At 72.8% G+C, this 19,151-nt stretch carries 17 protein-coding genes; 10 read left to right on the top strand and 7 right to left on the bottom strand.

Annotated elements, in window-relative coordinates:
• Nucleotides 1-275: 275 nt before the first annotated feature.
• The 4 genes from QP089_RS35820 to QP089_RS35805 form a co-directional block, all read right to left on the bottom strand.
• Nucleotides 276-1,046, bottom strand: coding sequence for a succinate dehydrogenase/fumarate reductase iron-sulfur subunit (locus QP089_RS35820; RefSeq protein WP_285917908.1), 771 nt, complete (start codon nucleotides 1,044-1,046; stop codon nucleotides 276-278).
• Nucleotides 1,043-3,016 carry a fumarate reductase/succinate dehydrogenase flavoprotein subunit gene (locus tag QP089_RS35815; RefSeq protein ID WP_285917907.1) on the bottom strand — a complete coding sequence of 658 codons (1,974 nt, stop codon included), beginning with the start codon at nucleotides 3,014-3,016 and terminating at the stop codon, nucleotides 1,043-1,045. Before QP089_RS35815 ends, QP089_RS35820 begins: the two co-directional genes overlap by 4 nt.
• An 11-nt stretch (nucleotides 3,017-3,027) precedes the next feature.
• Nucleotides 3,028-3,858: a succinate dehydrogenase subunit SdhC gene (gene sdhC / locus QP089_RS35810; protein WP_285917905.1), complete on the bottom strand. Its 831-nt coding sequence runs from the start codon at nucleotides 3,856-3,858 to the stop codon at nucleotides 3,028-3,030.
• A 343-nt stretch (nucleotides 3,859-4,201) separates the two neighbouring features.
• On the bottom strand, nucleotides 4,202-4,819 hold the full coding sequence (locus tag QP089_RS35805; protein WP_285917903.1) for a helix-turn-helix domain-containing protein: 618 nt from the start codon (nucleotides 4,817-4,819) through the stop codon (nucleotides 4,202-4,204).
• A gap of 132 nt (nucleotides 4,820-4,951) precedes the next feature.
• On the opposite strand from QP089_RS35805, the gene QP089_RS35800 reads away from it, so the two are divergent.
• The 3 genes from QP089_RS35800 (at nucleotide 4,952) to QP089_RS35790 (ending at nucleotide 7,741) form a co-directional block, all read left to right on the top strand.
• Nucleotides 4,952-5,509, top strand: coding sequence for a hypothetical protein (locus QP089_RS35800; RefSeq protein ID WP_285917901.1), 558 nt, complete (start codon nucleotides 4,952-4,954; stop codon nucleotides 5,507-5,509).
• A gap of 5 nt (nucleotides 5,510-5,514) precedes the next feature.
• Nucleotides 5,515-6,072, top strand: coding sequence for an OmpA family protein (locus tag QP089_RS35795; RefSeq protein ID WP_285917900.1), 558 nt, complete (start codon nucleotides 5,515-5,517; stop codon nucleotides 6,070-6,072).
• A gap of 76 nt (nucleotides 6,073-6,148) precedes the next feature.
• Nucleotides 6,149-7,741 (top strand): OmpA family protein, encoded by a 1,593-nt coding sequence (locus QP089_RS35790; RefSeq protein WP_285917898.1) that lies wholly within the window; start codon nucleotides 6,149-6,151, stop codon nucleotides 7,739-7,741.
• Between the two features lie 5 nt (nucleotides 7,742-7,746).
• Here QP089_RS35790 and QP089_RS35785 read toward each other — a convergent pair whose 3' ends face one another.
• The gene (locus tag QP089_RS35785; protein ID WP_285917897.1) at nucleotides 7,747-8,601 is read right to left on the bottom strand and encodes a serine/threonine-protein kinase; all 855 of its coding nucleotides are present in this window, start codon (nucleotides 8,599-8,601) and stop codon (nucleotides 7,747-7,749) included.
• Between the two features lie 181 nt (nucleotides 8,602-8,782).
• On the opposite strand from QP089_RS35785, the gene QP089_RS35780 reads away from it, so the two are divergent.
• Nucleotides 8,783-10,273 (top strand): LCP family protein, encoded by a 1,491-nt coding sequence (locus QP089_RS35780; RefSeq protein WP_285917895.1) that lies wholly within the window; start codon nucleotides 8,783-8,785, stop codon nucleotides 10,271-10,273.
• Nucleotides 10,274-10,276: 3 nt separating this feature from the next.
• Here QP089_RS35780 and QP089_RS35775 read toward each other — a convergent pair whose 3' ends face one another.
• Nucleotides 10,277-10,897, bottom strand: coding sequence for a prepilin peptidase (locus QP089_RS35775; RefSeq protein ID WP_285917893.1), 621 nt, complete (start codon nucleotides 10,895-10,897; stop codon nucleotides 10,277-10,279).
• Between the two features lie 202 nt (nucleotides 10,898-11,099).
• On the opposite strand from QP089_RS35775, the gene QP089_RS35770 reads away from it, so the two are divergent.
• From QP089_RS35770 to QP089_RS35750, 5 genes are all read left to right on the top strand, one after another.
• Complete coding sequence (locus QP089_RS35770) at nucleotides 11,100-11,576, top strand: DUF4282 domain-containing protein (RefSeq protein ID WP_285917891.1); 477 nt, start codon at nucleotides 11,100-11,102, stop codon at nucleotides 11,574-11,576.
• A gap of 11 nt (nucleotides 11,577-11,587) precedes the next feature.
• Nucleotides 11,588-13,954 (top strand): serine/threonine-protein kinase, encoded by a 2,367-nt coding sequence (locus QP089_RS35765; RefSeq protein ID WP_285917889.1) that lies wholly within the window; start codon nucleotides 11,588-11,590, stop codon nucleotides 13,952-13,954.
• Entirely contained in the window at nucleotides 13,951-15,081 is a 1,131-nt protein-coding gene (locus QP089_RS35760; RefSeq protein WP_285917887.1) for a response regulator receiver protein, read from the top strand. The genes QP089_RS35765 and QP089_RS35760 overlap by 4 nt, the downstream gene beginning before the upstream one ends.
• Before the next feature lie 98 nt (nucleotides 15,082-15,179).
• Complete coding sequence (locus QP089_RS35755) at nucleotides 15,180-17,093, top strand: AAA family ATPase (RefSeq protein ID WP_285917885.1); 1,914 nt, start codon at nucleotides 15,180-15,182, stop codon at nucleotides 17,091-17,093.
• Nucleotides 17,090-17,830 (top strand): 4Fe-4S single cluster domain-containing protein, encoded by a 741-nt coding sequence (locus QP089_RS35750; protein WP_285917883.1) that lies wholly within the window; start codon nucleotides 17,090-17,092, stop codon nucleotides 17,828-17,830. Before QP089_RS35755 ends, QP089_RS35750 begins: the two co-directional genes overlap by 4 nt.
• Here QP089_RS35750 and QP089_RS35745 read toward each other — a convergent pair.
• On the bottom strand, nucleotides 17,734-18,609 hold the full coding sequence (locus tag QP089_RS35745) for a hypothetical protein (protein WP_285917881.1): 876 nt from the start codon (nucleotides 18,607-18,609) through the stop codon (nucleotides 17,734-17,736). The two genes, QP089_RS35750 and QP089_RS35745, sit on opposite strands and share 97 nt — an antisense overlap.
• Between QP089_RS35745 and QP089_RS35740 the strand changes: the two genes are divergently transcribed.
• On the top strand, nucleotides 18,595-19,080 hold the full coding sequence (locus QP089_RS35740) for an FHA domain-containing protein (RefSeq protein WP_285917880.1): 486 nt from the start codon (nucleotides 18,595-18,597) through the stop codon (nucleotides 19,078-19,080). The two genes, QP089_RS35745 and QP089_RS35740, sit on opposite strands and share 15 nt — an antisense overlap.
• Nucleotides 19,081-19,151 lie beyond the last annotated feature (71 nt).

Below are 19,151 nucleotides of genomic sequence, written 5' to 3'. Positions count from 1 at the left end.
GATAATCACGAATTCGTCACGCGTTGTGTGCACTCTTCCCTATTCACCGCGGCGCGGGGGCGCCAGGGTTGGACGCGGCGTGTGCGACCGGAGGGTCGCCGGCGCCCGGCTCGCGCGGAGGCACGGCGGACAGGGGAACCGTGCCCCCGGCGGCGAGCACGGCGTTCATGGGGAACGGCGGAACGGCGGGCGGCGGTCCGGGGGCATCGCCGCCCGCCGTCGCCGTCCGCCGCTCCGTCCTTCCGTCCGTCATGGGTCCGCGCCGTGGCCGCCCGCTACGCCGAGGGGGTGTCCTGCCCCTTCTTGACGATGCCGAGCTTGGTGCCGAGCCACACGACCGGGTCGTACTTGCGGCCGACGACCCGCTCCTTCATCGGGATCAGCGCGTTGTCGGTGATCTTGATGTGCTCGGGGCAGACCTCGGTGCAGCACTTGGTGATGTTGCAGAACCCGAGGCCGTGGTCCTTGGCCGCGATCTCACGCCGGTCCGCCTGGTCGGCCGGGTGCATCTCCAGCTCGGCGATCCGCATGAGGAAGCGCGGCCCGGCGAACTCGGGCTTGTTCTCCTCATGGTCGCGGATCACGTGGCAGACGTTCTGGCACAGGTAGCACTCGATGCACTTGCGGAACTCCTGCGAGCGCTCGACGTCCTCCTGCTGCATCCGGAACTCGCCCGGCTTGACGTCGCCCGGGTCGAACGAGGGGATCTGCCGCGCCTTCTCGTAGTTGAACGACACGTCCGTCACGAGGTCGCGGATCACCGGGAACGTCCGGATCGGCGTGACGGTGATCGTCTCGTCCTCGGTGAAGGTCGACATCCGGGTCATGCACAGCAGCCGCGGCATGCCGTTGACCTCCGCCGAGCACGAGCCGCACTTGCCGGCCTTGCAGTTCCACCGGACGGCCAGGTCCGGCGCCTGCGTCGCCTGCAGCCGGTGGATGATGTCGAGGACGACCTCGCCCTCGTTCACCTCGACCGTGTAGTCGGTCAGCTCGCCCGCGCCGTCGTCGCCGCGCCAGACCTTGAACTTGGCCTCGTAGCTCACTGGTCGCCCTCCTCGTCGTCCCCGGCGGCGCCCGCGGCGGTCGCACCGGTCTCCGCGGCCACGTCCGCCGGCAGCTCCTCGGCGGTGAGGTACTTCTTCAGCTCGTCGGTCTCGAACAGCGCCAGCAGGTCCTCGCGCATCGGCACCATCGGCTGGCGCGCCAGCTCGACGTGCGGGGACGCCGGGTCGCCGGCCAGGCTGCAGACCAGGTTCACCTTCCGCCACTCCGCCGACATTCCCGGGTAGTCGTCGCGGGTGTGCCCGCCGCGGCTCTCCTGCCGCTCCAGCGCCGCCTTCGCGATCGCCTCCGAGACCAGCATCATGTTCCGCAGGTCCAGCGCCAGGTGCCAGCCCGGGTGGTAGCCGCGCCCGTCGTCGCCCACCGCGACCGGCGTGACGCCGACGTTGGCGACCCGCTCGCGGAGCTTGCCGAGCGCCTCGATCGCCTGCTGCAGCTCCGCCTCCTTGCGGATGATGCCGACCAGGTCGTTCATCGTCTGCTGCAGTTCGGCGTGGACGGCGTAGGGGTTCTCGCCGCCCTCCCGCTCGAACGGCGCGAGCGCCTCGGTGACCGCCGCCTCGACCTCCGCCTCGGGGACGCCGGGACGCGCGGGCAGCCCGTCCACGTACTCCGAGGCGCCGAGCCCGGCGCGGCGGCCGAACACCAGCAGGTCCGACAGGGAGTTGCCGCCGAGCCGGTTCGAGCCGTGCATGCCGCCCGAGACCTCGCCGGCCGCGAACAGGCCCGGCACCTTCGCCGCCCCGGTGTCCGGGTCGACCTCGACGCCGCCCATCACGTAGTGGCAGGTCGGGCCGACCTCCATCGGCTCCTTGGTGATGTCGACGTCCGCCAGCTCCTTGAACTGGTGGTGCATCGACGGCAGCCGCCGGACGATCTCAGCGGCGCCGCCCGGCATCCGGTCGACGACGGTGAGGAACACCCCGCCGTGCGGCGATCCCCGTCCGGCCTTGACCTCGGAGTTGATCGCGCGCGCCACCTCGTCGCGCGGCAGCAGCTCCGGCGGCCGCTTGTTGTTGTCGGGGTCGTCGTACCAGCGGTCGCCCTCCTCCTCGGTGGTGGCGTACTGGTTCTTGAAGACCTCGGGGACGTAGTCGAACATGAACCGCTTGCCCTCGGAGTTCTTGAGGACGCCGCGGTCGCCGCGCACCGACTCGGTGACGAGGATCCCCTTCACCGACGGCGGCCAGACCATCCCGGTCGGGTGGAACTGCACGAACTCCATGTTCAGCAGCGTCGCGCCGGCCAGCAGCGCCAGCGAGTGCCCGTCGCCGGTGTACTCCCAGGAGTTCGAGGTGACCTTGAACGCCTTGCCGATTCCGCCGGTCGCCAGCACCACCGCGGGCGCCTCGAACACCACGAACTTGCCGGTCTCGCGGACGTAGGCGAACGCGCCGCAGATCCGGTCGCCGTCCTTGAGCAGCCGCGTCACCGTCGTCTCGGCCCACACCTTGAGCCGGGCCTCGTAGTCGCCGTGCTCGGCGTGGTCCTCCTGCTGGAGCGCGACGATCTTCTGCTGCGCGGTGCGGATCAGCTCCAGGCCCGTCCGGTCGCCGACGTGCGCCAGCCGCGGGTACTCGTGCCCGCCGAAGTTGCGCTGGCTGATCTTGCCGTCCTTGGTGCGGTCGAACAGCGCGCCCCAGTGCTCCAGCTCCCAGATGCGCTCGGGCGCCTCCTTGGCGTGCAGCTCGGCCATCCGCCAGCTGTTCATGAACTTGCCGCCGCGCATGGTGTCGCGGAAGTGCACCATCCAGTTGTCGTTGGGGTTGGCGTTCCCCATCGCGGCGGCCGCGCCGCCCTCCGCCATCACCGTGTGCGCCTTGCCGAACAGCGACTTGGAGATGATCGCGGTCCTCTTGCCCTGGAGGCGGGCCTCGATCGCCGCCCGCAGCCCGGCGCCGCCGGCACCGATCACCACGACGTCGTAGGCGTGCCTCTCGATCTCAGTCATGATCCTTGGCCTCAGTTGAAGATGCGGGGGTCGGAGAAGACGCCGCCGGCCACGAACGCGACGTAGGCGTCGGCCACCACCAGCGAGCCGAGCGTGATCAGGGCGTAGGTCCCGTGGTTCTGGTTGATCTTGGAGACCCAGCCCCACATGCGGTACCGGAGGGGATGCTTGGAGAAGTTCTTCAGCCGCCCGCCGACGATGTGCCGGCACGAGTGGCACGACAGCGTGTACAGCCACAGCAGGACCACGTTGGCGACCAGGATGAGCGTGCCGAGCCCGATGCCGAACCCGCCGTCCTTGCCGTGGAACGCGCGGACGGCGTCCCAGGTGTTGATGACGGAGATGAGGAACGCGGCCATCCAGAAGTAGCGGTGCAGGTTCTGGCCGATGAGGGGGAAGCGGCGCTCGCCGGTGTACTTGCCGTGCGGCTCGCGCACCGCGCAGGCCTGCGGCGCCGCCCAGAACGAACGGTAGTAGGCCTTGCGGTAGTAGTAGCAGGTCAGCCGGAACAGCAGCAGGAACGGCAGCGTGATGATCGCGAAGGGGATCCAGCCCCGGGTGGCGGACGGCAGGAAGGTGCCGAACTCCGCGGCGTCCCCGGTGTGGCCGTCGACGGTGACGTTGTTGCAGATGTCGTTCAGGCAGGGCGAGTAGAACGGCGTCAGGTAGTGGTACTGCGGGACGTAGAACGCCGACCCCCAGAAGGCCCGGACGGTCGCGTACACCACCCACGCCGTGAAGATCACGAACGTCGTGATCGGATACAGCCGCCAGTTGTCCCTGCGGAGCGTGCGTTCCTTGATCTGGGCGCGCGACCTGGCCGGCGCCTCCATAGTGCTCATCGATCGCTCTCCTGAGCTCGGGTCGTCGTGTCCCCGGACCACGTTCTGAGCGCACGCATGCGGCCGTCGCGCCCGGCCCGAGGCGCGTCCGCATACGTGCGGTGACGCCTCGTGTGCGCTTCCAGCGAAGCGACCCTACGCCACCCGCCCGGAGCTGTGACATACATAACAGCCAGACCCGCATGTGACCCTGACCACAGACTTTAGCCCCCGATTAGCGGTACGGCACCGCCCGCTTCCCATAACCAGTCGTTATGGTCCAGCGGAATCGAGACGAGCGCGCCGAGGCATGACCGATCGGCCATCGCGCCGCCCGCGGCGCGGCGGCCGCGGGCGAACGCGCTCAGTAGCCGCGGACGTTCCCGGCGATCCGGGCGTAGTGCGCGGCGGCCTCGCTCGTGCGTCCGGTGCCGTACACGCGCAGCAGGTCCGCCAGTTCGGGGAACCGGTCGCCGATGAGCGCGGCGGCCGCCTCGATCTCGGCGGCGGAGGCGACCTCGCGCAGCAGCGCCTGGACGAGCCGCGCCGCCGCCTCCGGGGGCACCGGCGCGCCGTCCGCCGGCCGCCGCGCCTCGCCGGGAGGCCCGGCGGACGGGCCGCCGACCGGGACGCGCCCGGACGTCGCGGCGCGCAGCCCCGCCGTCGTCGCGGGCGACTCCGCGCCGATCTCCCGCAGGCGCTCCTCGACCTCGGCCGCCGCCATCGCCTCGAAGCCGGGGTCGGCGGCCAGCTCCTCGACGGCCAGCAGCCGGTGCAGGACGGCCGGGTTGCTGATCTTGGCGCGCTGCCCCGACATCAGCTGGGACAGCATCGGCGCCGACAGCCCGAGCACGCCGGCCAGGCCCGACTGCGAGAGGCCGAGCCGGTCGAGCAGCCGGCGGACGCGCTCGCCCAGCGGCTCGCCGTACCACTCGGCCTGCAGCGCCCGGTTCCGGACGACCGTCTCCGCGGCAACCCCCACCGGCCCGCGCCCCCTTGACTATTCGCAGATGCAAACGATAGATTCCCGAACGCAATGATCCGCTCCGGCCTCGTGGCTCATGATGCCACGACCTCAGGCTTTTGCACATGCGATAAACGAGAGGGAGCGCCCATGCGTCCGTCCCACCGCCCGGCCGCGACGGCGGCGGCCGCGCTCGCCCTCGCCGGCGCCCTCGCCGGCTGCTCCCTGCTCGGCGACGACTCCGACTCCGGCTCCGGCTCCGGCGCGGCGCGGGGCTCCGCGGGCAAGGTGAGCGTCGACCGGTTCGACAAGCCCGTGGCCAAGGCGACCTTCGACAGCCCGATGGTCCCCGGCGCCAAGGTCGACATCACGATCATGGGCCTGCGGGTCAGGGCCAAGCTCGCCACCCTCACCCTCCAGTGGACTCCGCACGTGCCCGGCAGCTCCGGGACCCCGACCCCCTACCGCCTCAACGGGGAGCACGGCCTGGACGCCTCGCTGATCGACCCGGTGAACCTCAAGCGTTACGTCGTGGTGATCGACTCCGCCCAGAACGAGCTCGAGTCCAACGACGTCACGACCAACCTGCCGAACGAGCGGCCCACCCTGACCCAGCACACGTTCGCGGCGCCGCCGGGGAACCTCAAGAGCATCGACGTCCAGCTGGGGCTGTGGCCCGCGTTCCACGACGTCCCGATCGAGAGGTGAGCGCCGTGCGCCGCACGATCGCCGTGGCGGGCGCCGCCGCGCTCGTCCTCGCCGTTCCCTCCGGAGCCGAGGCCGGCCCCGTGGTCCCCGATCCGAACCTGGCCGCGTCGGTGCACACCATCGCGACGGCCCCGGCGGTCCACGCCATCGACCTCTCCCGCGCGGTCGTCCCGCTGGAGAGCGAGGACGTCAACGGGTCGCAGGTCACCGTGCACATCTCCGCGGACGTCCTGTTCGACTTCGGCAAGGCCGCGCTCACCGGTCCCGCCCGGAGCCGCATCGCCGATCTGGTTCCGCGCCTGCGCGGCGCGCGGGGCACCGTCCAGGTCTCCGGCCACACCGATGCGATCGGCTCCCCGCCCTACAACCTCGACCTGTCCCAACGCCGGGCCGACGCGGTCAAGGCCGAGTTGGCCCGGGCGCTCGGCAGCGCCGGCCCGCAGATCGAGGCCAAGGGCTACGGCGAGACGCGCCCGATCGCCCCCAACACCACCGGCGGCAAGGACGACCCCTCCGGCCGCGCCAAGAACCGCCGCGTCGACATCACCTTCGAAAAGAGCTGACCCTCCCGGCGGGACGCCCCGCGCCACGACGGACACCCCGCACAGTCCGATCCCGATGACCGGAAAGAGGTAATCGATGATGCGCTCGCGCGGGGCCGTCGCCGCATTGACGGTGCTCCCCCTGATCCTGCTCGCCGGGTGCGACGGCGGCGGACCGTCCGCGGACCGCCGCGCCACCGGCCCGGCCACCCCGAAGCCCTACACCGGGCCGATGATCAAGGACGCCTGGTCCTCGCTCGGCGGCGGGCACTCCCGGATCGAGATCAAGGACGTCGAGCGGTATCCCGACCGCTCGGTGCTGCGCTTCTACCTGACCGACCCCGAGCGCGAGCCGAAGGCCTACTCGTTCGCGACGTCCGTCGCCGGATCGGCGTTCGGGGACCTGCACTTCAAGCTCGTCGACCCGGTCGGGCACAAGGCGTACACCCCGCTGTACGACCGCGACGGGCAGGGCGACACCGTCGGCAGCGACCTCCGGTACACCTCCGTCCAGCCCGGCGCCCGGTACGAGGCGGTGCTGGCGTTCCCGCCGCTCCCCGCGTCCGCGCGGACCATCACCGTCATCACCCCCACGACCGCGGGCGAGTTCACCGGCGTCCCGGTCGTCGGCGGCACCGGGAACGGCGGCCCCACCGCGCCCCCCGTGGACGACGCGACGCCCCCGAAGCCCGGCACCACGGTCTCGTTCAAGCTGCGCGCGCAGAACGGCAAGGCGGTCGGCGGCACCTACGACCTGTACGGCCTCACCGAGGGCGAGGTGCGGTCCACCACCACGAGCGGCAGCGAGGAGAAGGTCGGGCTGCGCACCGACGTGCTGTTCGCGTTCGACAAGGCGACGCCGTCCGCGCAGGCCAAGGCCATCCTCGACCAGGTCGCGAACGAGACGCGCGCCAAGGCCGACCCCGCCAAGCCGCCGATCCTCATCACCGGCCACACCGACGGCAAGGGCACGCACGAGTACAACATGGACCTGTCGCAGCGCCGCGCCGACGCCGTCCTGCGCGAACTCCAGGCCCGCCTCGGCAACGCCTACCAGTACAAGGCGGAAGGAAGAGGCGAGACCGAGCCCGTCGCGAAGGAGGGCGGCGCGGACGACGCGAAGGCGCGCCAGAAGAACCGCCGCGTCGAGATCTCGTACCAGATCAGGCAGCAGACGACCCGGACCACCACCACGACCACCCGCGCCCCGCAGGACGGCGTCGGCACCGGCACCGGGACCCCCGCCGCGTTCCACCCCGACGGCCCGACGGTGGCGAGCCGCACGGCCACGATCGGCCGGCTCCCCGGCGGGAAGCAGCGGATGGACGTCAAGCCCTTCTACCGCGACGGCGCCTACCTCGTCGCCGTCTTCGACATCACGAACCTGGGCCCGAACGACCTCATCCCCACCGACGACTACATGGGGAGCGACGGCTCCTACGGACGGTTCGGCGCGTTCTCCGTCCTCGACCCGGCCACCAAGACCGCCTACCGGGGAGTCCGCATGGGCCCCGCCGGCAGGTTCTCGGTGAACCTGCTGTTCATCGACCCCGGATGGGTGGTCTTCCGGACCGAGCCGGGCACCGCCAACCGCGGGTTCTTCTACGTCCCCGCTCCCCCGCCGACCGTCAGGACCGTCACCTTCGACGCCGGCCCGTTCGGGCGGTTCCCGGGTGTCCCGATCCGCTGACCGGGTCAGTCGTGGGGAGGGGGCGGGCCGAGGTGGTCGAAGATCTGGAGGGGTTCGCCGTCCAGCGTCAGGACGGGGAAGCGCAGCGCCAGATCGCAGGACGACAGGGCGCGGCGCGCGGCGGCGGCGTCCACGAAGCGGCGCTCGGGATCGGGGTCGCACAGGTGGCCCAGCACCGTCCACAGTATCGGCGGCACGCCGGCGGGCGCCGCGCCGATCCGCTGGTGCGGCTCCGGGTCGCCCGCCCCGGTGAGCATCCGCCAAAGCACCATGCCCGCCGCGTACAGGTCCTGCCGGGGGCCCGGCCGGTTCCAGTCGAGCACCTCGGGCGCCAGGTAGCCCGGCGTGCCGACGGTGAAGCCCGTCGTGGTGAACCGGACGCCGTCGTCGCCGAGCGCGATCCCGAAGTCGGCGAGCCGGACGTGCGGGGCGCCGACCGGGCTCGGCTCCAGCAGCAGGTTCGCCGGCTTCACGTCCCGGTGCACGATCCCTTCCGCGTGGATGTGGCCCAGCGCGGCCAGCACCTGGTCCAGCACCTCGGCCGCGTACGCCGGCGGCAGCCGCCCGTAGTCGCCGAGCAGCGTCTCCAGCGACCCGCCGCCGACCAGCTCCATCGCCAGCAGCACGTCGTCGCCGGCCGTGCACGACGCGTACGGGGTCACCACGTGCGGGTGCGCCAGCCGCAGCGCCTGCTCGCGGACCGCCCGCAGCACCGACGTCCGGCCCCGCCGCCGGACGAGCTTCGCCGCGCAGTACCGCTCCTCCGCGCGGTCGCGGGCCCGCCAGACCCGGCTCGTCCCGCCCGCCCCGATCCGGTCGAGCATCGTGAACCGGCCGCCGATCACCCACCCCTCGTCCACGGGACCGATCGTACGGAAAACCCCGGCGCAAGGGATCCGGGCCACATTCCGGGCATCGATGTCAACAGATCGGGCGTATCGCGCATCCAACAGGAGGATGTAGCAGCCTCCCGCCGCTCCCTAGACTGACGAAACCTCCCAGACCACGCGCCCCACAACGGGCCCGCCCGAAACTGGACGAATGAGCGACAAAGACCCGGGCCGCGACGACCTCGCGGGGGACACCGCCGCCCACGGCACCGACGCCTCCCCGGCCCCTGAGGACGGCACCGCCCCCGAGGACGGCACCGCCCCCGGCCGCGCCGTCGCGGCGCACGCGCGCCGCCGCAGGTTCCTGCGCTGGACCGCGATCGGCGCGGCGGCGGTGGTCGTGGCCGGCGGCGCCGGCGCGGCCTGGCTCTACCACGACATCGTCGGCGGCATCGACCAGAAGCACGTCGGCGGGCAGCTCGGCACGAACCGTCCGAAGAAGCTGAACAAGTCGCTCAACGTCCTGCTCCTCGGTTCCGACACCCGCGCGGGCGACAACGCCAAGTACGCCGCCGACGGCGTGAGCGGCGCCCGCTCGGACACCGCGATCCTGCTGCACCTGTCGCCCAACCGCGACCAGGCGGTCGGCATCAGCTTCCCGCGCGACTCGATGGTGAAGATCCCCGAGTGCGAGAAGGACGGCGGCGGCACCGTCCCCGCCCAGTTCGGCATGCTGAACTCCGCGTTCGCCTTCGCCGGCCCGACCTGCACGTGGAAGACGCTGGAGACGCTCACCGGCGTCCACATCGACCACTTCGTGCAGATCGACTTCTCCGGCTTCAAGCGGATGGTGGACGCGCTCGGCGGCGTCGAGATCTGCGTCGACAAGCCCGTCGACGACCCGCGCGCGGAACTGCACCTCAAGGCCGGCAAGCAGACCGTGAAGGGGACGCAGGCCCTCGGCTACGTGCGGGCCCGCTACTCGCTCGGCAACGGCTCCGACCTCGAGCGCATCCAGCGGCAGCAGAAGTTCATGGCCGCCGTCGTCGACAAGGCCACCAGCGGCTCGGTGCTCTCCGATCCGTCGAAGACCTACAAGTTCCTCAAGGCCGCGACCAAGTCGATGACGACCGACGACGGCCTCGACCTGGCGACCATGAAGAAGCTCGCCGACGGCCTCAAGGGAATGGACGCCGGGAAGGTCCGGTTCGTCACGGTCCCGGTCGAGGGCTACGCGCCCGACCCCAACCGCGTCCAGTGGAACATGGCGCAGGCCCGCCCGCTGTTCGACGCGATCCGGCACGACAACGACCTGCCCGCCGAGCCGGCGAAGCCCGCCCCGTCCGAGCAGGCGCCGCCGTCCCCGGGCAAGGTCGAGGTCACCGTGGTCGCCGCGGGCGCGAAGAAGCAGGCCGTCGACCGCGTCGTCCGGCAGCTCCGCGAGCGCGGCTTCAAGGTCGCCGCGACGACCGGGAAGGCCGCGTCCGCCGCCGAGAGCCGGCTCGTCTACAACCCGTCTGCCGAGGCCCAGGCGTCGGCGCTGGCCGGCGACGTGCCCGACGCGGTGCTCACCGCCGACGGCTCCGCGCCCGCCGGCGGCGTCCGGCTCGTCCTCGGGACGAAGGGCGTGCACTTCGCTCCGGCCGCCATCAACAAGATCAAGGGAGGCGTCAAGGCGGGGCAGAAGAATCCCTGCGCGTGAGGCTCACCCGGCGGCCGCCAGGACCGCCACGAGCGCCCCGAGGAGCATCGGCGGGCCGAACGGGAACTCCCCCTTGCGCGTCCGCCGGACGATCATCACCCCGACGGCGATCGAGCCGCCGACCAGGTACGTCACCAGCACGCCGGTCACGCAGGCGCGCGTCCCGAACCACCCGAGGCACAGCCCCAGCACCCCCGCCAGCTTGACGTCCCCGACCCCGATCCCGTTCGGGACCAGGAGCGCCTGGACGGCGAACAGCGCGAACAGTGCCGCCATCCCCGCGAGCGCGTGCCAGAACCGGCTCAGGCCGTCGTCGGTGTAGGGCGCCGCGACGGCCAGCAGCGCCGCGACGACGCCGTAGGACGGCAGGGTGAACCGGTCCGGCAACCGCGTGACCTGGACGTCGATGAACGCCAGCAGGGTGCCGACGGCGGCGAGGTACAGCAGCGCGGCGAGCACCGCCCCCGTCCCGACCCGCCACCCGATCAGCCCGAACACGGCCGCGGTGACCGCCCCCACCGCCAGCCGCCGCGACCACGCGACGTCGCCGACGAACGGGGCCGCCAGCGGGGCCAGCAGCAGGCCGGCGGCGAGCCCGACCGGGAGCAACACCAACGCGACCATCGCACCTCGCCCGTTCCGGCACTCTGAGGGAGCCTCGGGCACGATAACGCGCCGCCGAACGCCCGGTCAGCCCACCGGGCACCAGCCCTCCACCGGACCACCCGGCCGACCCGGCACCGTGCCGCGCCTCCCGTTCCGGCCGCACGCCCGGATCAGGCTCTAGAGTCTTCCCATAGGCGGCCCCAGACTGGAGACGACGGCGATGACGCACCCATCGGACCCCGGCCACTCACCGCGCCCACCGGCGTCCGGCCCGCCCGGCGGACCGTACGGCCCGCCGCCGCAGCAGCAGCAGCCCGGACCCGTCCCCGGCCCGCGCCCCGGATACGGAACCGGCCCCTACGAGCAGCCGCAGCCCTGGCAGCCACCCCCACACGACCCGCAGCAGAAGAACCTGCTCGGCGCGCTGTTCGACACCAATTTCGACCACATGGTCACAACCCAGATGATCAAGATCGTCTACCGGCTCGCACTGGTCCTGATCACGCTCTTCGCGTTGCTGGTGGCCTGGTACGGGGTGGCCTTCCTGGAGTGGAACACCACCCTCGGGCTGCTCACGCTCATCGCGACGCCGTTCCTGTGGGTCTCTCAGTTGCTCACCACCAGGATGGTGCTCGAGTTCCTGATCAATCAGTTCAAGATCAGCGAGTATCTGCGGGCCATCAAGGACAAGGACTAGACGGGGCTGCGGTGGGCGAGTTCGACGCGACCGGCGACGGTCCCCGGGACACGCGGCGCGACGCGGGGGCGACGCGGCGGGACGCGCGTGTGCCCGGCCCCCGGACGCCGCCGCCGGGATCCGGTCCCGGGGCGACGCGGCGCGACGGGGAGGCGGCCGGCGATCCGCTGATGCGGCTGCCGGCGGCGCTGGCGGAGCGGTACCGGGCGGTCGCGGAGCTGCCCGTCCAGGGCGCGGAGTCGGATCTGCTCCTGGTGCGGGACGAGCAGGGCGATCAGTTCGTGGTGAAGGTGTTCCGCCGCGGCTACCACGCCGACCGGGACGTCTGGGCGAAGCTGCCCGCGCTGGATTCGTCGCATGTGCTCCGCATCCTGGAGACGGGCCACGCCGACGGCCGTGACTATGAGGTCACGGCGTATGCCCCCGAAGGGAACCTTCGCGCGCTGATCGACGGCCCTCTGCCGGAGGAGACCGTCAAGGAGATCGCGGCGCAGCTCGCGGACGGTCTGACCGCCCTGCACCGCGCAGGCATCGTGCACCGGGACCTGAAACCGGAGAACGTGCTGGTCCTCGAACGCGAGCCGCTGCGGCTGGTGATCGCGGACTTCGGGCTGAGCAAGGTGCTCGACGCGAGCGTGGTGTTCGCCTCGTCGTCGCGGACGCTGGCCTACGCGGCGCCGGAGTCGCTGTCGGGGCAGGTGTCGCCGGCCCGCGACTGGTGGTCGCTCGGGATGATCGTCCGCGAGTGCGCGACGGGCCGGGCGCCGTTCCAGGGGCTGAGCGAGACCGTGGTGGTCGATCACCTGGCGACGCGTCCGGTGAGCGCGGACGACGTCCCGGACGCGCGGCTGCGCCTGCTGTGCCAGGGGCTGCTGACCCGCGACCCGCGGCGCAGGTGGACGGGAGAGCAGGTCTCCGCGTGGCTGGACGGCGGGTCCCCGCAGGTCGCGGAGGAGGCCCCGCAGACCGGCACCGGCCTGCCGTTCCGCGGCGACCGCTACACCAGGCGCGACGAGCTGGCACGCGCGCTGGTGGAGAACTGGGATCACGCCGCGCAGTACTTCTTCGGGCGCGGGGAGTCCGGTGAGGCGTGGCGGAGCCTGCGGGACTGGCTCGCCGACGTGCCGGACGACAGCCGCATCGACCTCATCGACGGCTACCTCGCGACAGCCCTGCCGCCGGACGTGAAGTTGCTGCATCTGGTCCTGTGGCTGGATCCGGCGCTTCCCCCGCACTATCTCGGCCGCAGGACGTCCGCCGACGACCTGCCCGCGCTCGCCGCGCTCGCCGCCGACCCCCGGCATCCCGACCACCCGCTGGCCTGCCGGATCGGCCGGGACCTGTGGGAGCACGGCCTGCTGCGCGTGCTCGCCGGGTTCGCGGGCGGCGAGGGCCTGGCCAGGGTCGACGTCCAGTGGCGCGCGCACGCGGCGGCGTGGAACGACCTGGCGCGCTGGCTGCGCGGGCAGGCCGCGACACCGGACGGGCTGGCGACGCGGCTGCCGGACGCGGAGGCCGAGAACCCGCCGGCCGTCCTGCTGGCGCTGCTCGCGCTCGCGGCGCGTCCGGCGGAGACGCACCGGTCGCTGGCCGAGGGTGCGGCGCGGGCCCGGGAGGCCGTCGCGGAGCCGGTGCCGTGGTTCACCTGGATGGCGGACGGAGCAGGCGACGATCCGCTGCGGCTGCTCGCCGTCACCCGCGTCCTGCCGGAGGCCGTCGTGGAGGCAGAGGCGCGGGCGCGCGACCGGCACGCGGCGGCTCAGCGCTCCGAGGCCCTGCGGACGCAGTGGGCCGAGCGCGAGCGGCAACGCCTCACGGGACGCAACGCGGCGATGGCGCGGGCCGTCGTGTGGACGCTGCCGATCCTCGCGATCTGGCTGGCGGTCAGCTGGGTCATCGGCAGCCTGTTCGGCGGTGGAGGCAAGGAGAACGGGACGACGTCGGTCGGGCTCCACGCCTCGTCAGGCGGTGTCCCCTTCGCCGCGCTCGCCGTCCTGTCGTTCATCGCGTGGGGCGTGCAGTGCGGCGCCGAGGTGATGCTGGCGCGCGTGCAGGGCGGCGACTATCTCCCCTATGGGCCGTGGTCGTTGATATCGAAGGTGCTGGGCGCGGGCGGCCGCGGGTTGTCCAGGGCGTCCCGGACGATGTCGGGCGCCGCGCGGCGCAACGACCGGCGCGGCTGCGGTTTCCTGCTCCTCGCCGGGACCGTGCCGCTGCTGCTCCTGCTCCTGCTGGCGGCCGCGCTGACGTCCGTCGCGAGCGTGCTGTGGGTGCTGGTGATGGTCGCCGGGGCGGTCGCGCACGCGGTCGCGGTAGGCGTCCGGATGCACCGCTGGCAGCGGGCCCGCACGAACCATCCGGGAGGGACCCCCACATGAGCAGCGGCGTCGAGGCGGACATCGTGCTGGACGCGGCGGTCGTGCTCACCCTGGGCATGAACCGGCTCCTCGGGCGCGGCGGCGACGCGGCGGGACGCGGCGCGCAGGCGCTGGCCGCGCTCGCCGCCGGGCGGGCCGAGGCGCGGGAGGCCGCGCTCGCCGAGGTCCGGACGCAGGAGCGGGCGCTGCGCGAGGTCGTGGAGCGCAACGCCCGCATCGCGGCGCTCGCCGAGACCCGCGCGAAGATCGCCGCGGACGTGGCGCTGCCGCCGCCGCTGGAGCCCGGCGAGGAGTCCGCGCAGGAGCTGACGGCCTGGTGCGCCGCGACCGACCCGCTCCTGGACGAGGCGGAGCGGCACCTGTCGGAGCATCTCGCCGCGCAGGTCACCGCCCAGGTCTTCGCCGCCCCGGCGGAAGGGCTCCGCGCCGACACCGGCGCACCGCCACCGCGCCGCGACGCCGACGATGCCGAGGCGCAGCGGACGCTGGAAAGGATCATGGCGAGGCTGCTGCCCGACGCCGCCGAGGGCGAGCGCCGCGCGGTCGCCGAGGCGGCCCGGCTGCTGGCCGCCGCCGGAACCGCCGAGGAGGCGGAGGGCGTCCTGCACGAGGTCCGGCTGCGGATCCGGGACGCCAACCGCCGCACCGAGCAGGCCCGGGAGGAGGCGCGGCGCCGCGCCGCCGAACGCGAGGCCGCCGAGCAGGCCGAGGCGGAGCGCCGGTACGTCCTCGACTCGATCACGGCCGCGTTCGAGGACCTGGGCTACGAGGTGCAGGAGGGTTTCGAGACGCTGACGGCCGGGGACGGCTCGGTGGTGCTGACCAAGGGGGCCTGGCCCGACCACAGCGTGCGGATGCGGGTGGACGACGCCGCGCACGTCCGCGCGGCGGTGATGCGCGACCGTCCCGCCGCGAGCGAGGACGACCGGCGCGTCGACGTCGAGCGGGAGCGCGAGTGGTGCGAGGCGTTCGAGGCCGCGCGGGCCCGGCTGGCGGAGGGCGGGATCCGCTCCGAGGTGTCCTGGCGGCTGGAGCCCGGCGTGCGGGAACTGCCGGTGAGCGCCGCGTCACGGCAGACTAGGGGGCGTGCAGGCCAACGCGAACGCCGCCGCGAGCGTCCCAGTTGACGTGCCGTCTCCACTGGGGGCGGGCGTGAGCGGCGAGATCGCCCCAGGGGGGCGCGAGGGGTCGTCCCCCTCGCAGGAAGCGGAGTGGAGCGAGCCAGATGAGCATTGATTCGCCGACCCTCGGCGGCCGGCTGCAAGGCTGGCCGCCGTTCATCCGCGAACTCGACGCGACGCTGTCGGTGCACTCCCAGTACGTCCTGTCGGGCAACCTCTACGACAGCTTCCTCGCGCCGCCGGCGGAGGGCGGCGGGCCGGCGCGGCTGCTGCCGCTGCGCTCGCTGCTGTGGGAGACGCTGCACGCCAGCGGCGCGTCCTTCATGGTGGTGTACGACCCGGTGGACGGCCTGGAGATCGTCCCGCCTCCGGGCGACGAGGCCGGCGACGAGGCCGAGCGCGCCGCCGAGCGGGTGCTCGGCAAGATCAAGGACGACCGGCCGTCGCTGGAGGCCCTGACGCGGCATCTGGCGGCGGTGGCCCGGCCGCAGGAGAACGTGCGCGCCGCGTTCGTGATCGACTCGGCGTCCCGGATCGCCCGCACCCCGACCGAGATGGAGCCCGCCGAGCGCGACTTCTTCCGGTTCTGCGCGAAGCTGTCGCGGACGGCCCGGCCCGTCCGGGGAAGTGGGCCGCGGCCGAAGCCGCTGTACAACCCGGTCGTGTGGCTGGTGGAGCGGCCCGGCGACCTGCCGTCCTGGCTGACCGCCGACAACGACACGGTCCGCGAGATCACGATCCCGCGCCCGCACCTGGGCGACCGGCAGGAGACCGCTCGGCTGCTGGCCCGCGCGTTCGGGGTCAGCGACGTCGGTGCGGACGAGGCCGCCGCCGCGGCGTGCGACTCGTTCGCCGAGCAGGCCGACGGGCTGACGCTCCAGTCGATGATCGAGGTGACCCGGCTGGCGAAGGAGCGCAACGTCGACCTCGCCGACCTGCCGGACGCGGTCCGCACCTACAAGCTGGGCGTGCTCGACAACCCGTGGAGCCGCGGCCACCTGCGGCGGCGCGTGCTGGAGGGCGAGAAGCGCGTCCCGGAGCGGGTGATCGGGCAGCCGCAGGCCGTCACCAAGACGCTCGACATCCTCAAGCGGGCCGTGCTCGGGCTGTCGGGGGCGCAGGCGACCCGGTCCGGGAGCCGGCCGCGCGGCGTGCTGTTCTTCGCCGGGCCGACCGGCACCGGCAAGACCGAGCTGGCCAAGGCGATCACCGAGCTGGTGTTCGGCGACGAGTCGGCCTACCTGCGCTTCGACATGAGCGAGTTCTCCGCCGAGGGCTCCGGCGACCGGCTGATCGGGGCGCCGCCGGGCTACGTCGGCCACGAGGCGGGCGGCGAGCTGACCAACGCCGTCCGCGAGGACCCGTTCCGGGTGATCCTGTTCGACGAGATCGAGAAGGCGCACCCGCGGATCCTGGACAAGTTCCTGCAGATCCTGGAGGACGGCCGGCTCACCGACGGGCGCGGCAACACCGTGCACTTCTCCGAGTCGATCCTGATCTTCACCTCCAACCTCGGGATGTTCGTGCCGGGCCGGGAGCCGGGCATGCTGGAGGCCGTCCCGGCCCTCGCCGGCGACCGGGTGCGCAACATCACACCCGGCATGTCCTACGCCGAGGTCGAGCAGCGGATCAAGGACGCGGTCGCCGCGCACTTCACCGAGGTGCTGAACCGGCCGGAGCTGCTCAACCGGTTCGGCGACAACATCGTGGTGTTCGACTTCATCTCCGGCGACGCCGCGCACAAGATCTTCGACCTGCAGTTCGCGAACATCTGCAAGCGGGTCGCCGACGAGCACCGGCTCATGCTGACGGTGAAGGACGACGCGCTGCAGACGCTGCGCGCGTGGTGCACCGACGAGCTGGACAAGGGCGGGCGCGGCATCGGCATGGCGCTGGAGTCGCACTTCGTCAACCCGCTGGCGCGCGCGCTGTTCGACCGGGAGCTCGCCGGCGACGAGCGGATCACCGTGTCGGGGATCCGCCGCGAGGGCGGCATCGTGCATCTGGACATCCAGTGACCACCGAACTTCCCGGCGAGGCTCGGGCCCCCGCGCTGCTGCTCGCCAAGGCGCACTATCCGGTGACCACACTCGGCCCCGGCACCCGCGCGGGCATCTGGACGCAGGGCTGCACGCTGCACTGCCACGGCTGCCTGTCCCGCGACACCTGGGACGCCGACCCGGGCAAGGCCGTGCCGGTCACGGCCGTCCTCGGCTGGCTGGAGTCGCTTCCGGAGCCGCTGGACGGGGTGACGATCTCCGGCGGCGAGCCGTTCCAGCAGCCCGCCGCCCTCGCCGCCCTGCTGCGCGGGATCCGCGCATGGCGCGACGCCCGGCGTGAGACGATGCCATTGGACATATTGGTGTACAGCGGATATGTCTACTCACGGCTTTCGCGGGTCCGGGGGTCGCGCGAGATCCTCGGCCTGTGCGATGCCGTGATCGCGGGGCCGTACGTCGACCGGCTCAACCCGAGGGGGCGACACCCGGAAGGTGGCTCTCTACTCTGGAGGGGGTCGGCGAACCAGCGTCTCGTCCCGCTCTCCCCTCTGGGGCGGGAGCGGTACGGGGCACCGCCCGGCATCGGTAAGACTAGGGAACACGCAGGGCCCCGAGTGCAGGTGTCCGTGGACGAAGGGCCGGAGGGAAGGCGGGTGTACTACATCGGGATCCCGCGAAGGGGTGACATGGAGCACCTCACGTCGAGGCTCGAACGCGCCGGCGTGCGCTCGGGGGATGTGTCATGGCGACCTTGAACTGTCCTGTCTGTGACGAGCCGTACCAGCAGGGCGATCTGCTCTGCCTGAGCTGCGGGGCGAATCTGGCGCGGCCGGGAGGCGGCCACCGGGCCGGTCCCGGCGGCTACGACCAGGGCCCGCCCCAGCACGGCGCTCCCCAGCACGGTGCCCCGCAGCACGGCGCTCCCCAGCACGGTGCCCCGCAGCACGGCGCTCCCCAACACGGCGCCCCTCAGCACGGTGCCCCCCAGCACGGGGGCTTCCCCCCGCAGCACGGCCAGCCGTACCAGCAGCCGCCCCAGCACGACTACCAGCAGCCCCCGCAGCACGGCGCTCCCCAACACGGCGCTCCTCAGCACGGTGCCCCGCAGCGCGGCGGTCCTCCGCCGCAGCACGGGCAGCCGCAGCAGGACCAGTGGGGCCCGCCGCCGCAGCAGCCGGACGCGTGGGGCCCGCCGCCGCAGCAGCCCGACCAGTGGGGCCAGCCGCCCGGGCCGCCGCCGCAGCAGCCGCAGCACGGCGCTCCCCAACACGGCGCTCCGCAGCACGGTGCTCCCCAACACGGCGCTCCCCAGCACGGACAGCAGCCGGCCGACCCGTGGTCGATGCCGCCGCCGCAGCAGCAGCCCCAGCAGCAGGACCAGTGGGGCCAGCCGCCGCAGCACCAGCCGCCGCCCGACCAGTACCGGCAGCCCGAGCAGCAGTACCAGCCGCCGGACCAGTACATGCCGCAGCCCGGGCCGGGCGACCACCAGTTCGGCCCGCCGCCGCAGCAGCCGCCGATGCCCCCGCCGCACGGGCGGGAGGCGACGCTGCTGCCGCCCGAGCAGCAGAGGGGCCACCAGCACCCGCAGCAGCCCGACAGCACGGCGTTCATGTGCCCGTACTGCGAGGCGGTGCTGACCAACCCGGGCGCCGCGCAGTGCGACTCGTGCCTGCGCCCGCTGCCGCAGAAGGGCACTCCTGTCCTTCGGGTGCAGTTCCCGACCGGCGAGCTGAAGGTGTCGGTCGGCCAGCACCTGGTGCTCGGCCGCGACGCCGGCCAGTCGCCGGTGGCCGCCACGTTCACGCAGTACGACAACGTGTCGCGGCGGCACTCGACGGTCTGGCTCGATCCGTCCGGCACGGCGTGGGTCCGCGACGAGGGCTCCACCAACGGGACGTTCGTCAACGGCGAGCGCCTCCCGCGCGGCGTGGAGGCCCCGCTGCGCGACGGCGACCAGCTCCGCCTGGCCGCCGACGTGACCGGCACCGTCCAGCTGAACTAGCACGACGCGCGAAAAGGAAGCGGCCCCGCGGTTTCGAGAACCGCGGGGCCGCTTCCTTTCGGCCTGGCCTG

This window comes from Actinomadura opuntiae, from assembly GCF_030283205.1.
GTDB lineage: Bacteria > Actinomycetota > Actinomycetes > Streptosporangiales > Streptosporangiaceae > Spirillospora.
The sequence above is the reverse complement of the archived record's forward strand: the minus strand, read 5'-3'. Positions and strand labels throughout refer to the sequence as shown.